We start from the raw sequence: 15019 nt of genomic DNA, 5'->3' as shown, positions 1-15019 counted from the left end.
TGTTAAAATAAGGGTAACAGATTATCAGAGGATTATTGGTATATATTTTATCAAAGATAATTCTTATTTTATGAAGAGGTGATATAAAATGAGCAAAAAAGTTTTATTCATACTAACAAGTAGAGACCAATATGATGATGGAACACCAACAGGATTATGGTTAGAAGAGGCGAGCGAGCCTTATAATATATTAACTGAAGCAGACATTGCTGTAGATTTAACTTCTATTGAAGGTGGAGCTGTTCCATTAGATCCAAATTCAACACAGAATAATGAATTAGATAAGTATGCAGAATTTGTAGCAAAAATTAAAGATGTGCCAAGCATTGCAGAAATAGACGTAGCTCAATATGACGCTGTATATTTACCTGGTGGTCACGGCACGGTATTTGATTATGCACACAATCAACAATTATCATCGATATTAGCTGATTTTAAAGACGAAGATAAAATCATTTCATCAGTGTGTCATGGGCCAAGTGCATTTGTTGGTGCCAAAGATAAACAAGGTAATTTCTTAGTTAACGGGGTTACGCTTACTTCGTTTACAGATGAAGAAGAACGTGCAATGGGCTTAGAAAATAAAGTGCCATTCTTAACTCAAACAGAATTAGAAAATCAAGGCGCTAAATTCATAACTAAAGAAAACTTTAGCGAGCATGTAGAAACAGATAGTCAATTTATCACTGGCCAAAACCCACAATCAAGTGTTGCTATCGGTAAAGCACTACGAGACGCATTAAAATAAACACAATGATAATGAATTAGTTATTTATTTGCACTAATAAAAAACTGGGAGACTTATTAAGTTTCCCAGTTTTTATTATATTTTAAGAAATAACAAAACAGACAATAACATTTGAAGTTAATCATAGTTGAAGAAGGCTGAATTAAAGCAGTTTATGTATGATTACTTATCTTAATAGCTTAATATAAAGCTGAAATATCATTTCACCATCCTATTGTTATAAGATGTTGTTTAGTAAGTAAATGAATATTATAATACTTTTTAATAATTAAACTAATGCTGATGAAAGATTAAATGGAAATACTTTGTTAGAATAGAAGTAACGATAATAATTGTAAGACAGACAATGAATATAAAGCTTTATGAACAGGGTTTTGATTTTGTTTTATGAATGAATATTGTATAATAATTAAGATTGAAGTTTAACTCGAAAAAGAATTATAGACAATTAGGAGTATACAAAAATGAAATTTACGAATTTAACTGCAAAAGAGTTTGGTGCATTTACAGATAAAATGCCAAATAGTCATTTTACACAAATGGTAGGTAATTATGAATTAAAAATTGCAGAAAGTACTGAAACACATTTAGTAGGCATAAAAAATAATGAAAACGAAGTTATCGCAGCTTGCTTATTAACTGCGGTACCAGTAATGAAATTCTTTAAATATTTTTACACTAATAGAGGGCCAGTTATAGATTTTGAAAATAAAGAGTTAGTACATTATTTTTTCAATGAATTATCAAAATATGTAAAAAAACATAATGCGCTTTATTTAAGAGTTGACCCTTATTTAGCTTATCAATATCGTAATCATGATGGTGAAGTATTGGAAAATGCAGGCCATGATTGGATTTTCGATAAAATGAAACAACTTGGATACAAGCATCAAGGTTTTTTAACAGGTTTCGATTCAATTATCCAAATTAGATTTCACTCTGTACTGGACTTAGCAGGTAAAACTGCTAAAGATGTACTAAACGGTATGGATAGTTTACGTAAACGAAATACTAAAAAAGTACAAAAAAATGGCGTGAAAGTTAGATTCTTAGGGGAAGATGAGTTGCCAATTTTCCGCTCATTTATGGAAGATACATCAGAAACTAAAGATTTTGACGATAGAGACGATGATTTTTACTATAATAGATTAAGATACTATAAAAATCGTGTGCTAGTACCTTTAGCTTATATGGATTTCGATGAATATATTGAAGAATTGCAAGCTGAACGTGAGGTATTAAGCAAAGATATCAATAAAGCTGTAAAGGATATCGAGAAAAGACCTGAAAATAAAAAGGCGTATAATAAAAAAGATAATCTAGAGCAACAACTTATAGCGAATCAACAAAAAATTGATGAAGCTAAAGCTTTACAAGAGAAACATGGTAATGAACTACCAATCTCAGCAGCATATTTCATCGTTAATCCTTATGAAGTTGTGTATTATGCAGGGGGAACGTCAAACGAGTTTAGGCATTTTGCTGGTAGTTATGCCATTCAATGGAAAATGATTAACTATGCTATCGACCATAATATTGATAGGTATAATTTTTATGGCATTAGTGGTCATTTCACAGAAGATGCAGAAGATGCTGGTGTAGTGAAATTCAAAAAAGGATTTAATGCAGAGGTAGTAGAATATGTTGGTGATTTTATTAAACCAATCAATAAACCAATGTACAAAATTTATACGACATTAAAGAAAATTAAAGATAAAAAGAAATAAACATTTAAAAGAAGGGAACTAAGCTAGAATGAAATTTACAGAGTTAACTGTCAAAGAATATGACAATTTTGTACAGAATCCAGCACTAGAGAGTCATTACTTTCAAGTGAAAGAAAATATTGCGACAAGAGAAGAAGATGGATTTCAAGTTGTTTTATTAGGCTTAAAAGATGACGACAATCAAGTTATTGCTGCTAGTCTTTTCTCTAAAATCCCTACAATGGGAAGCTATGTTTATTATTCAAATCGCGGACCGGTGATGGATTACAATGATTTAGGTTTAGTAGATTTCTATTTGCGAGAATTAGATACATATTTGCAACAGCATAATTGCTTGTATGTAAAAATGGATCCATATTGGATTTATCAAATTTATGATAAAGATATTAATCCTTTACCGAATGAAGATAAAAATGATGCGTTAGTAAATTTATTTAAAGCTCATAATTATACACATCATGGTTTTACAACGGAATACGATACATCAAGTCAAGTGAGATGGATGGGTGTATTAAATCTTGATGGTGAAACGCCAGCTTCATTAAAAAAACAATTCGATAGCCAACGTAAGCGAAACATTAATAAAGCGATTAATTACGGTGTGAAAGTAAGATTATTACCAAGAGAAGAATTTGGAACGTTCTTAGAACTTTATCGCGAAACCGAAGAACGTGCTGGATTTGTCTCAAAAACAGATGAATATTTTTATAATTTTATCGATAATTATGGCGATAAAGCATTAGTACCATTGGCATATATTGATTTAGATGAATATATCAATAGTACGCAAGAGGGTATTAATGAAAAAGAAGCACGTAGAGACCAAATGATGCAAAATGAAAACAAATCAGACAAGCAACTAAAGAAAATTACAGAGTTAGACAAGCAAATTAATCATGATAAAAAGGAATTGCTTCATGCAAGTGAATTAAGATTAACTGATGGGGCAATATTGAATCTAGCTGCTGGTGTATACTTTGCAAATGCGTATGAAGTAAATTATTTCTCAGGTGGTTCTTCAGAAAAATATAACCAATACATGGGACCTTATATGATGCACTGGTTTATGTTGAATTATTGTTTTGATCATGGATATGGACGTTATAATTTTTATGGACTATCAGGCGATTTTACTGAAAATAGCGAGGATTATGGTGTTTATCGCTTTAAACGTGGTTTTAATGTACAAATTGAAGAATTAATCGGTGATTTTTACAAACCAATCAAGAAATCGAAATATTGGTTGTTTAATACACTGAATAATTTAAGAAAAAAGATAAGAAAATAATAAAAAAGAAAGCATGCTGATGATGTAAGCCCTAATCAGTATGCTTTCTTTCGTTCTGAAATTGGTTATATTAGGATGGCATTCCAATATAACAGTGAACTATAATGTGGAATAATCTTAGAAGTATATTTCTGGTTGTACTCCACGTATTTTAGTATAGCATAGGGTAAAACAATTTCAATATCTATGCATATAAATGATTTTATAGTAAAAATAGTTATTATATTATTTTGAATTAATATTTTGAAACACACTAAAACACTCTGTTTTAGTGTGTTTTTGATTACAAATTTTTTCTCACTCTAAATAATAGTTTTTAGAGTGAGAAAAAATGACTAATATAATGCATCTATAATATAAGTGATACCTATAATAAAGAATACTGCACTTATAAATATTGCAATAATAAATGCTGCTATGAGTGGGTTAAACAGTAATATAATACCAAATATGATAGCTACAATATTTAGAAGAATTGAAATTAAATGAAAGCTTTTATTTGATTTTTCTACAGGCGTTACATTAAAAATATTGAAAACTGCGTTAATAATAAACCAAATTGCAAATAAATAAACAATAAAAGTCGTACTTGTTACTACATTAAACAGAATTAATAAACCAAGGATAATATTAATAATTCCAAGTAAGATTAGCAATGTAGATCTTTGCTGTGTTGCATTTTTGATTACTTGTCTTACGAATATTTCTAAAAACCCATTAATTATAAATAATAAACCAATTAACCATGTTATAGTAAATAAGTTTTCTTCTGGAAAACTTATGATAAACACGCCAATAATAAGAAAAATGACGCCAATGGCTAAACTGGACCATTTAATATTTGAAGATTGTTGCATAAATCTCACTCCTAAAGTTTTTACTAAATAATATATACCCAAATAAAACAAAAAAACACTAATTTTTAATAAACTATAATTATGTTATGTAACCCTATATTAATAACAATAAGATCAAACCATATAATTAAGGAGTGCAAGTTCTTCTAGGGAAAACGGCATATGTTAAAGAAATCGCTTACTTTAGAATGTTTTTTCTATTATTTGTCAGAATTTTGACGCTGAGATTTGGATTTCTGAGCATTGAATAACATCTCCGTGCATCCATTATCGACTAATTGCAAATAAGCATCTATGTTTCATTTGATGTTATATTGTGTGTTTAACAGATACTGTGAAGCATTAATTATCTTGTATATATAGGATCTTTGGAGTGAGTTTGTAAACTGATAACTAAAAGTAAATTATGTTATGACTTATGGTATATAAAATACATACCGTTTTATATATGTATCTAGTTAATATTTTGTGGTAACGCAATATGCAAATTTACAAACGTGACTTAATACGCAAAGTAAATAATGGAATTAAAATAAATTGATATATATAGTGGCTCTAAATTTGAAATTTATTTTAGTTTACATAATATATATTATAGGAAGTTATATGTGTTTTGATATAATTTAAGTTCTTGACCCTATTTCATGATATTTAGTCCTGTTTATCATTTGCCAACTACTAACTATTTTATTTTAGTATAACTATTTGTTAAATACTAATATGATATTGTTACTTAAATAATTAAACCATCTGCATTTACGAAAATTACAAGTTTGATTTTTTAATATTAGTCTAATGTTTATTTCGTTTCTTTATTTATGTATTGTTTAAACAATCGCAATGATTATTTAAAGTTGCTACAAATTTCATACAATCCTTCAGTTCTTAATAATTACTAAAATTCTAATTGATAATAGTTTTCAATTAATATATAATTAACTACTAGATTAAAGGAGGATTTTCACGTGAATAAATTTATATTAATTACGCTAACAACTTTTTGTTTTTTATTTTTAGGTGCTTGTAGTAATGCTCACAGTGACAAAGAAACAAAACAAACTGTTAAAATTAAAACTTCTTATGAGTTTAAAGATAAAAATAAAGATCATAATAGAGGCGAAATGAAACATGAAGTTGTAGAGGTTCCTGTAAATCCTAAACGAGTTGTAGTAATGGATTATGGCGCGTTAGATGTAATGCAACAATTAAAATTAGAAAATCATATAGTTGCTATTGCTAAGGGACAAGGAGCTTCATTTTTACCAGATAGACTAAAATCATTTAAGAATAGTAAATATAAAAATCTTGGGAATCCTGGACAACCTAATTATGATGAGTTAGCAAAGTCTAAACCAGATGTTATTTTTGCTTCTTTTAGACAAGCGCATACTAAAACTTTGGAAGAAATGAAGAAAGCTGCTCCAAATGCTAAAATTGTTTTTATAAGTCCGCAAAATGATGATTACATAGCTTCTATTAAGAATAATACTAAAAATATTGGTAAGATTTTCGAAAAGCAAAAAGAGGTAAAGAAATTAGTTACACAACTAGATGACAAAGTTGCTGAAACCAAAAAACGAATTGGCGATGAATCAGTCTTGTTTTTAAACGTTGATGATAAAGGGTTAAAAACATATGGTTCTACTGGTAGATTTGGAGGTTTCTTAAACCAAGATTTAGGAATTAAGCATGCTGATAAACAAATGAAAGCAAACTCAAGTGGTATACTTATTTCTAATGAATACTTAAATGAAATTAATCCTGATAAATTATTTGTTATTGATAGAACAAAAAAAGCTAATGGACAAAGTAAAACGATACCACAATCGTTACAAAATGATGTTATAAAAAATTCCAAAGCAATTAAAAATGATGATGTTACACTATTTGAAGCAAATAGTTGGTTTTTCGGTGAAGGTGGCATCGGTTTAACTATTGATCAACTTAAGCAGATACAGAATGCTTACAAATAACCCCCACCACTAACCTATTTAGTGATAATAACAAAGAGGAATTGTAACGTAAATCGCTACAATTCCTCTTTGTTATACTTATCTTTTTTCTCTGTAATTTTCAATTTCGTCTTGTGGTATCCCCCCACGTTTACGAATCGCTTTTTTCGCTTTTTTCTCTCTACGTTTACGTCTCCAATTTCTTGTAGAATACCACACCAAGAAGCTGATGATTAAACTTAGTACAGCCATAAACGCTGCAAATCCAAGTAAAGGCTCATATGTAATGTCTTGGAAATTAGGAATTAAAAAGGCTACTATTGCTAATACTATAAATGTGAGTACAGCTGTAGCAAACCATTTATTTAATACGAGATTACAAAAAACAGTCACGACTATAACTGCAACAATTGTAATCCATAAAAAATTAGGCATATCAAAAATTGTCATATGTTGCACTCCTTATATTTGAAAACTTGGTTTTAAGTAGTATTAATTTAATTGTACTATACTTTCATATAAATAGTGTCATGCTATGGGAGTATAATCTAATAATATCTACGCATTCTTCTGTCGTCAAACTATTCTACCACTCTTCCCTTCTTAGAATTTTATTAAACTTACAGTTGTATTTCTTATGGGAGTTTCATGTATAATAAACTGTGAATATTAATAAAATTTAGGAGTGATTCAATGACTGAAACATTACCATTCAGAAAAGAAGTGCCATTAGAAGAAACTTGGGATATTTCAGATTTATTTATCTCAGATGAAGCATTTTATCAAAATTTAACAGATACAATTGAGTCCGCTAAAGCATTTAATGTGCAATATATTAATCAAATGAATGATATACAAATAATTGAACAAGCTTTAGATGACTATTCTGAAATATTAATTCAATTAGACAGAATGGCTAATTATGCAGAATTACGCTTAAGTGTAGATACAGCCAATGAACAATCACAGACGCTTAGCGCGAAATTATCTACATCTTATGGCAAAATTGCAAGTGAGTTATCATTCGTAATCTCGGAGATTATAGCATTACCCGAACAAGATTTAAATGAACTAATTAATACGTCGAAATACCCTCATTTTCTTACTAAAGTTAAATCTAAAAAAGCATATGAATTATCACCAGAAGTAGAAAAGGTATTAGCAAGTTTGTCCCCCACTTTTGATAGTGCTTATGAATTGTATGGTACTACTAAAATGTTGGACATAAACTTTGAACCTTTTAAGCATAATAATCATATTTATCCTTTAGATTATGCAACATTTGAAAATGAGTACGAAGATAATCCTGATGCAACATTTAGAAAGACAAGTTTCAAGTATTTCAGCGATGCATTACGTAAATATCAACATACTACTGCTGCTACATACAATATGCAAGTTCAGCAAGAGAAAATAGAAGCTGATTTAAGAGGCTATGATTCCGTTATTGATTATTTGTTACAGGATCAAGAAGTAACACGTGATATGTTTAATCGTCAAATTGATGTAATTATGAGTGATTTGGCACCAATAATGCAAAAATATGCTAAGTTAATCAAACGTGTTCACGGCCTAGAAATTATGGGATTTGAAGATTTAAAAGTATCTATTGATCCAAATTACGAACCAGAAATTTCAATTGAAGAATCTAAGCAATATATTTATGGTGCTTTAGAAGTATTGGGAAAAGATTACTTAAAAATGGTTGAATCTGCGTACCATGATAGATGGATAGATTTTGCTCAAAATAAAGGTAAAGATACTGGTGCATTTTGTGCAAGTCCTTATGCATCACATTCGTATATCTTTATTTCGTGGACAGGTAAAATGACTGAAACCTTTGTTCTAGCACATGAGCTTGGCCATGCTGGTCACTTTACTTTGGCACAGAATCACCAAAATTATTTAGAATCAGAAGCTTCGATGTATTTTGTTGAAGCACCGTCAACAATGAATGAAATGCTTATGTCTAATTATCTGTTCAAAAATAGTGATAATCTTAAATTTAAACGTTGGGTAATAGGTTCGATTGTTTCAAGAACTTATTATCATAATATGGTTACACATTTATTAGAAGCAGCTTATCAACGTGAAGTCTATAATAAAGTGGATAATGGAGAATCATTAACGGCTCCTGTACTCAATCAAATTATGTTAGATGTATATGGCCAATTCTTTGGTGATAGTGTCAAATTAACAGAAGGTACAGAGTTGACATGGATGAGACAACCCCACTATTATATGGGATTATATTCTTATACGTATTCTGCCGGCTTAACAATTGGTACAGTTATGTCTCAACGCATTAAAAATGAAGGACAACCTGCAGTCGATGCTTGGTTAGAAACGTTGAAGGCTGGTGGTAGTAAATCGCCCGTAGCGCTCGCAGATATCGCTGGTATTGATATTCGTACAGACGCTCCTTTGAAATCAACAATTGGTTATATAGGTAGCCTTGTTGATGAATTAGAAAAACTTACAGATGAAATCGAGCAAGATTAAAGTGTGTAGGATGATATAAAAAGGCTCAATAGTCGCATAAGTATTTAACACTTTGCGACTATTGAGCCTTATTTTATTTATTATACGATTCGTAGCGATCTCCTGTGATGAAAAAGTAAATATTTTCAGCTATGTTAGTAATATGATCTCCTATACGTTCTAGATATCTTGCAGCTAAATGCGCTTGGCCAGCTACAAAAGGATCATTATCTATTAAATAAGTCGTATTGACTATGTTTCTATATAAATCGTCAATATCTACATCTCTTTCGATAATCTCTTTAATTAAAGTAATATCATTGTCTCTTACAGCATCGTTTAAATCTTTTAACATTAAAAGCGCGAGTTTTCCCATTGTATTAAGTCTTGTGAGGACGTAATTATCAATAATCTTAGCTCTAAGTCTAATTTCAGCAATGTTAGCTGAGTTGTCCCCGATACGTTCGAAATCAGAAGCAATTTTCATTGCTGCCATCATTAAACGCAAATCGCTGGCAATGGGTTGTTGCTTAGTTATAAGCATGATAACTTTTTCGTTAATTTCAGTTTCAATCGCATTGATATCTTTATCTTTGGCTATAGTTTGTCTAGCATAATTACGATCTTCTTCACTTAATGACGTTAATGCATATTCAATATTACGATATACATGAAGACCAAGTCGACGTAAGTCTTTGATTAAATCGTCGAGTTGGCCTTCATATTTGCGTCTAATAATCGCCATACTTAAATTATCCGAATCTGCCAGAGATATAATCTTCTGTTTGTTTGTCAGAAGGATTTGAGAAAATCTTGTCAGTATCATCGTATTCATTTACATAGCCATTAAGGAAGAATGCAGTTTTATCAGAGACACGAGCTGCTTGTTGCATATTATGGGTCACAATAATAATCGAATATTTCTCTTTTAATTCTTGCACTAGTTCTTCAACTTTTAATGTAGAAATAGGATCTAAAGCAGAAGTTGGCTCATCCATCAATATGACATCTGGTTCGATTGCTAACGTACGAGCGATGCAAACACGTTGTTGCTGTCCGCCTGATAAACTGTATGCGTTTGTATCTAAACGATCTTTTAATTCATCCCAGATTGCTGCGCCACGTAATGATTTTTCTACAATTTCATCTAAAACTTTTTTATTTTTAATACCATGAATTTTAGGGCCGTATGTGATATTATCATAAATTGATTTAGGGAATGGATTTGGTTGTTGGAATACCATACCAACATTTGTTCTTAATTTTTCAACAGAATATTTATCATCAAAAATATTATTATCACGATATAAAATTTTTCCTGCTGTTTTAACAGATGGTACCAGTTCTACCATACGGTTTAATGCTTTGATATATGTTGATTTACCGCAACCAGAAGGCCCGATAATAGCAGTTACATTATTTTCTAAAATATCGAGATTAATATTTTTTAAAGCATGGTTTTCACCATACCATAAGTCTAAGTTTTTAGTAGAATACACAATATTTTTTTGCGTATCAGATATTTTATTATCTGATGCATTTGGATCTATTGTTGCTATAGGTGTGTCATTACGGTTCGTATGTGATTGTAAATCATCATTTCTATCTTTAATTTGTTTGTTAGTCATAATTAAAACTCCTTTTTTAAGGCTAAGAGCTAACATTTTCGAAAAAATGTTAGCATATTCCCATTTTTATAGCCTAGTTAGATAAAATCTTGTATTCGATTACTAAATTAATATTTTTTGCTGTATTTATTTCTTAAGAATATTGCGATAGCGTTCATCAATAATAAGATGACTAGTAATACGATTATTCCCGCTGAAGCTACGTTTTGGAATTCTGCCTGAGGTAATTTAGCCCAGTTGTAGATTGCCATTGGTAATGCTTGGAACTGATCAAATACACTTGATGGTAATTGTAACAACACAGTTGGTATACCGATGAGGATTAATGGTGCAGTTTCACCTAATGCTCTAGATAGAGCAAGTATAAAGCCTGTTAATATACCAGGTATTGCTGCTGGCAATACAATGCGACGAATCGTTTGCCATTTATTACCACCTAGCCCGTATGAAGCTTCCCTAATTGAATTAGGTACTGCTCTTATAGCTTCTTGGCTAGCTACAATAATTACAGGCAGAATTAACAACGACATTGTCAGCGCAGCGGCTAAGATAGAATTACTTAGCGCTAAAGCTTCGATACCCATGCCTCGAACAAAAATAGTTAAACCTAGTAAACCGAATACCACTGATGGAACACCAGCTAAGTTTGAAATACTAACTTTAATAAAATTTGTAAATGCATTATCTTTAGCATATTCTTCTAAATAAATTGCAGTTCCGACACCTAAAATAATAGAAATTGGGATGATTGTAATCATCAACCATACTGTTCCTATTAAGGCACCTTTTATACCTGCCATCGATGGTGTTGAGGATGAGAAGCTTGTGAAAAATGATGGTGTCAGATGCCCTACGCCTTTAAAGAGTGTATCTATGATTAATGCTGCTAAGACAAGTAAACCGATCATCGTACAAGCAAAAAATGCCCATTTATTAATTTTATTAACGGATAAGCGTCCAGAGAGTTTTTTCTCAACGGTGTTTTGATCGACAAGTACTTTGCTATTGTTTGTTTCAGCCATATTAATACTCCTCTCTGAAACGTTTTGTGATCCAATGTGATAATAAGTTCATGATTAAAGTGAAAATAAATAACGTGAAACCTACAGCGTATATACTGTAATAAATATCTGATCCAAATGTTGCGTCCCCTGTAGCTACTTGTACGATATAACCAGTCATTGTTTGAATAGAACCAGTTAAATCCAATGAAGCAGTTGGTGTACTACCGGCTGCAAGAGATACAATCATTGTTTCGCCTATAGCACGTGATATAGCTAAAACAATTGATGCCATGATACCTGATGTAGCTGCTGGTAATACTACTTTAGTTGCGACTTCGAATTTTGTTGCGCCGAGACCTAAAGCACCTTCACGCATTTTGTTTGGAACAGAAGACATGGCATCTTCGCTCATGCTTGAGATTAACGGTATAATCATGACCCCTACGACTAATCCTGGACTGATAGAGTTGAAACTTCCTAATTCCGGGAATATAGAACGTAATAGTGGTGTAACAAAAGTTAAAGCGAAGAAACCGAATACGATTGTCGGAATACCGGAAAGTATTTCTAATATTGGTTTAATAATGCTTCTTGCTCTATGTGAAGCATATTCACTTAAATACAATGCTGCACCTAAACCAAGTGGTACTGCAACAACGGTAGCGATGGCTGTAATTTTTAATGTTCCTAAAATTAACGCCCAGATACCATATTTAGGTGTTGATGAAAATGGATTCCATTCCATTGTAAGGAAAAAGTCTGCTAATGAAACGCGTGTGAAAAATGTGATTGTTTCTGTTAACAGTGTTACGATAATGCCAATTGTTGCTAAAATAGAGAAAACTGCAATAATGCCTAAAATGATTGGTGCAATTTTATCGCTTGTACCATTCTTTTTAGCATTATTTTTTGCTATCATTTCACTTACGGAGAGGTTATTATTCGCCATGTGAATTCCTTCCTTCTTGTAAACTCCCAATTATTTAAAAAAGTTGGGACTGGAAGTGTGATGACAAAGTAGTGTACAAAGTTTACTTTGTGTCCATTCCAGAATCCCAACCCTTATCGATTTAATTAAAAATTATTTGTCTTCTTTTTTGCTGTCTTTGCTTTCTTTACCAATAATATCTTTTAATTTATCTTGTTGTTCTTTGTAATCTTTTTCAGGTAATGCTACGAAACCTGCATCTTCAGCTGATTTACCTTTGTCTTCAAGTACAAATTTCATAAAGTCTTGGAATCCTTCATTATCTTTTAATTTTTTCTCATTTGTGTAAATGTATAATGGTCTACTTAAAGCGTAAGAACCATCTTGGATTGTTTTCTTAGTTGGCTCGGTAGTTTTACCTTCATCATCTTTAACTTTAACTTCTTTTAATTTATCTTTATTTTGTTCGTAGAAGTTGTAACCAAAGTAACCAACACCATTTTCATTGTTTTGAACTGATTGTACTATTACGTTTGTATCAGCGTTTTTCTCAGCCTTGATATCCCCTTTATCCATTACTTCTTCAGTAAAGAAGTCGTAAGTACCATGTGATTGGTCAGGTGAGAAAGCTTTAATTTCTTTTGATGGCCATTCTGAATTAACATCTTTCCAAGTTTTTGCTTCGCCTGAGTAGATTTTCTTAAGTTGTTCTTTTGTAAGTTCATCAACGAAATCATTATCTTTGTTTACGGTAATCGTTACACCATCTTGAGCAATTTTGAATTCATCGTATTTAATGCCTTTATCATCTAGTTTTTTCTTTTCTTCATCTTTGATTGGTCTAGAAGCGTTTGAAAAATCAGTATTCCCTGCTATGAATTTCTCAAAGCCGCCACCTGTACCTGAAGTACCAGAAGAAACTGTTACATCTGAATTATCTTTAGCAAATTTTTCATTTAGTTTTTCAATGATTGGACCTACTGTAGAAGAGCCATCGCCCTTAACTTCTCCTTCGCCTTTACCTGAGTCTGCGTTACCGCCACCACAAGCACCTAATAAAAGTGAAGCGCCGATTGCTGTAGTACCAAATAATTGCCATTTTTTCATTGAAACATCCTCCTAATAAGTGAATAACCCAAAAGTTATATGTATTTATTACAGTTCCTATACTACACACAATTTATTAAATACAAATATAGTTAGTGTAAATGTTTCGTTAAGAAAACATTTACATCGTTTACAATGTTTATATTTGGAATATGATAATATGCATTAGTACTAAAAATGCTTTGATAGCACTGTTTTTAGCGTAAGTGATATATTACGAAAATTTAGGGTTTGTAATATAAACGCTAAAAAACCTGAAAATAACTACTTTACCGTAGTATTTTCAGGTTATAAGGTGTACTTCTTATAAAGAATAATTTGATTTAATTATATTCTATGTTCTGTGTTATCAAGGTAATTGTTGAATATAGTTTTTACATTTAACTTCGTGGACTATTTTTCTACTCGGTCCCAGCCCTTTTGAGTTAATGCTATTTTACCACTTTCAATATTAATAATTTTGTTTTTGTAAAGGTGACCAATCGCTCTTTTAAATGATCCTTTGCTCATGTTGAAAATCTCTTTAATGGCTTCTGGACTTGATTTGTCTGAAAATGGTAGTTCACCGTTATATTCTACAAGTAAATCAAAAATGTGTTGCCCATCATCATCCAGTCTTTCGTGAGCTAATGGTAAAAATGACCCGTTTAATTCACCTTTATCATTTTGGCCAATAATACGTACTTTTACATTTTCACCAAGACGTGGTTCTGCTTTACGTTCAGATTCATGAACAAATATTTTATATCCATCTTTAGATAGTAAGAAACTACCAATTCTTAATAGACGATATGGTCTAGCTTCGATAACTTGGTTTTGTTTTTCATTTTCAAATGAAGGGGTGTACATTTGTTCGACAATAGTTTCAGTTGCTAAACGCGCAAACATATTGTTGTCTCTGTCCACACGTAAAGTAACAAATAACTCATCACCTTGTATTGGCCATACTTCTTTTACTTTTGGTAAATCTACCCAAGGAATTAATACCTCTCTTGGTAAACCGACATCTACATGCGCGCCATCGCGGTCTGTTTTGATCACTTTAACAAAAGCATACTTATCTGTTGTGATATCAGGCATATTTTGTGTGGCAAATAATGCTCCTGATCTGTTTGGATAGATGAAGAAACTATATTCTTCTCCTATTTGTAATTCATCTTCTTCGTTAATTTCAGATTGGTTTAGTTTTACGTCTTCGCCATTTGGTCCTCTTAATTGATATGTTGAGCCTTCTATACCAACAACTTCAAGAAATTCTATTGAACCTACTATATCTTTTTCATCTTGGGCCATACTTTT

General features: G+C 31.3%; 13 protein-coding genes. 5 read left to right on the top strand and 8 right to left on the bottom strand.

The features are described 5' to 3' along the window. Nucleotides 1-88 precede the first annotated feature (88 nt). The 3 genes from J5E45_RS02270 (at nucleotide 89) to J5E45_RS02260 (ending at nucleotide 3763) form a co-directional block, all read left to right on the top strand. Nucleotides 89-748 (top strand): type 1 glutamine amidotransferase domain-containing protein, encoded by a 660-nt coding sequence (locus J5E45_RS02270; RefSeq protein ID WP_039066582.1) that lies wholly within the window; start codon nucleotides 89-91, stop codon nucleotides 746-748. Between the two features lie 464 nt (nucleotides 749-1212). Continuing rightward, nucleotides 1213-2475: an aminoacyltransferase gene (locus J5E45_RS02265; protein ID WP_039066581.1), complete on the top strand. Its 1263-nt coding sequence runs from the start codon at nucleotides 1213-1215 to the stop codon at nucleotides 2473-2475. A gap of 28 nt (nucleotides 2476-2503) precedes the next feature. Beyond that, nucleotides 2504-3763 carry an aminoacyltransferase gene (locus tag J5E45_RS02260; protein ID WP_039066579.1) on the top strand — a complete coding sequence of 420 codons (1260 nt, stop codon included), beginning with the start codon at nucleotides 2504-2506 and terminating at the stop codon, nucleotides 3761-3763. A 335-nt stretch (nucleotides 3764-4098) separates the two neighbouring features. Here J5E45_RS02260 and J5E45_RS02255 read toward each other — a convergent pair whose 3' ends face one another. After that, entirely contained in the window at nucleotides 4099-4620 is a 522-nt protein-coding gene (locus J5E45_RS02255) for an HdeD family acid-resistance protein (protein WP_039066578.1), read from the bottom strand. A gap of 965 nt (nucleotides 4621-5585) precedes the next feature. On the opposite strand from J5E45_RS02255, the gene J5E45_RS02250 reads away from it, so the two are divergent. Beyond that, nucleotides 5586-6593, top strand: a complete 1008-nt coding sequence (locus tag J5E45_RS02250; RefSeq protein WP_208181527.1) for an ABC transporter substrate-binding protein — start codon at nucleotides 5586-5588, stop codon at nucleotides 6591-6593. Nucleotides 6594-6671: 78 nt separating this feature from the next. Here J5E45_RS02250 and J5E45_RS02245 read toward each other — a convergent pair whose 3' ends face one another. Continuing rightward, nucleotides 6672-7022, bottom strand: a complete 351-nt coding sequence (locus J5E45_RS02245) for a hypothetical protein (protein WP_039066577.1) — start codon at nucleotides 7020-7022, stop codon at nucleotides 6672-6674. Between the two features lie 243 nt (nucleotides 7023-7265). Between J5E45_RS02245 and pepF the strand changes: the two genes are divergently transcribed. Next, on the top strand, nucleotides 7266-9074 hold the full coding sequence (gene pepF, locus J5E45_RS02240; RefSeq protein ID WP_208181526.1) for an oligoendopeptidase F: 1809 nt from the start codon (nucleotides 7266-7268) through the stop codon (nucleotides 9072-9074). 73 nt (nucleotides 9075-9147) lie between these two features. Here the strand turns inward: pepF and phoU are convergent, their stop codons facing one another. From phoU to J5E45_RS02210, 6 genes are all read right to left on the bottom strand, one after another. Next, nucleotides 9148-9798 carry a phosphate signaling complex protein PhoU gene (phoU, locus tag J5E45_RS02235; protein WP_039066574.1) on the bottom strand — a complete coding sequence of 217 codons (651 nt, stop codon included), beginning with the start codon at nucleotides 9796-9798 and terminating at the stop codon, nucleotides 9148-9150. A gap of 7 nt (nucleotides 9799-9805) precedes the next feature. Beyond that, complete coding sequence (pstB, locus tag J5E45_RS02230) at nucleotides 9806-10681, bottom strand: phosphate ABC transporter ATP-binding protein PstB (protein ID WP_039066571.1); 876 nt, start codon at nucleotides 10679-10681, stop codon at nucleotides 9806-9808. Between the two features lie 107 nt (nucleotides 10682-10788). Continuing rightward, the gene (gene pstA, locus J5E45_RS02225) at nucleotides 10789-11703 is read right to left on the bottom strand and encodes a phosphate ABC transporter permease PstA (RefSeq protein ID WP_017724428.1); all 915 of its coding nucleotides are present in this window, start codon (nucleotides 11701-11703) and stop codon (nucleotides 10789-10791) included. A gap of 1 nt (nucleotide 11704) precedes the next feature. Further along, complete coding sequence (pstC, locus tag J5E45_RS02220) at nucleotides 11705-12634, bottom strand: phosphate ABC transporter permease subunit PstC (RefSeq protein WP_039066568.1); 930 nt, start codon at nucleotides 12632-12634, stop codon at nucleotides 11705-11707. 132 nt (nucleotides 12635-12766) lie between these two features. Beyond that, a complete protein-coding gene (locus J5E45_RS02215; protein ID WP_039066567.1) occupies nucleotides 12767-13720 on the bottom strand; it encodes a PstS family phosphate ABC transporter substrate-binding protein in 954 nt (317 codons plus the stop codon). 393 nt (nucleotides 13721-14113) lie between these two features. Beyond that, a complete protein-coding gene (locus J5E45_RS02210; RefSeq protein WP_039066565.1) occupies nucleotides 14114-15013 on the bottom strand; it encodes a CvfB family protein in 900 nt (299 codons plus the stop codon). Nucleotides 15014-15019 lie beyond the last annotated feature (6 nt).

The sequence above is a fragment of the Staphylococcus shinii genome (genome assembly GCF_017583065.1).
Classification (GTDB): domain Bacteria; phylum Bacillota; class Bacilli; order Staphylococcales; family Staphylococcaceae; genus Staphylococcus; species Staphylococcus shinii.
The sequence above is the reverse complement of the archived record's forward strand: the minus strand, read 5'-3'. Positions and strand labels throughout refer to the sequence as shown.

Bases quoted from the DNA above. Each gene is read 5' to 3' on its own strand.
- J5E45_RS02215 (WP_039066567.1), bottom strand. From the start codon at position 13,720: ATGAAAAAATGGCAATTATTTGGTACTACAGCAATCGGCGCTTCACTT.
- pepF (WP_208181526.1), top strand. From the start codon at position 7,266: ATGACTGAAACATTACCATTCAGAAAAGAAGTGCCATTAGAAGAAACT.
- J5E45_RS02260 (WP_039066579.1), top strand. From the start codon at position 2,504: ATGAAATTTACAGAGTTAACTGTCAAAGAATATGACAATTTTGTACAG.
- J5E45_RS02210 (WP_039066565.1), bottom strand. From the start codon at position 15,013: ATGGCCCAAGATGAAAAAGATATAGTAGGTTCAATAGAATTTCTTGAA.
- J5E45_RS02270 (WP_039066582.1), top strand. From the start codon at position 89: ATGAGCAAAAAAGTTTTATTCATACTAACAAGTAGAGACCAATATGAT.
- pstA (WP_017724428.1), bottom strand. From the start codon at position 11,703: ATGGCTGAAACAAACAATAGCAAAGTACTTGTCGATCAAAACACCGTT.
- J5E45_RS02255 (WP_039066578.1), bottom strand. From the start codon at position 4,620: ATGCAACAATCTTCAAATATTAAATGGTCCAGTTTAGCCATTGGCGTC.
- pstC (WP_039066568.1), bottom strand. From the start codon at position 12,634: ATGGCGAATAATAACCTCTCCGTAAGTGAAATGATAGCAAAAAATAAT.
- pstB (WP_039066571.1), bottom strand. From the start codon at position 10,681: ATGACTAACAAACAAATTAAAGATAGAAATGATGATTTACAATCACAT.
- J5E45_RS02265 (WP_039066581.1), top strand. From the start codon at position 1,213: ATGAAATTTACGAATTTAACTGCAAAAGAGTTTGGTGCATTTACAGAT.
- phoU (WP_039066574.1), bottom strand. From the start codon at position 9,798: ATGGCGATTATTAGACGCAAATATGAAGGCCAACTCGACGATTTAATC.
- J5E45_RS02245 (WP_039066577.1), bottom strand. From the start codon at position 7,022: ATGACAATTTTTGATATGCCTAATTTTTTATGGATTACAATTGTTGCA.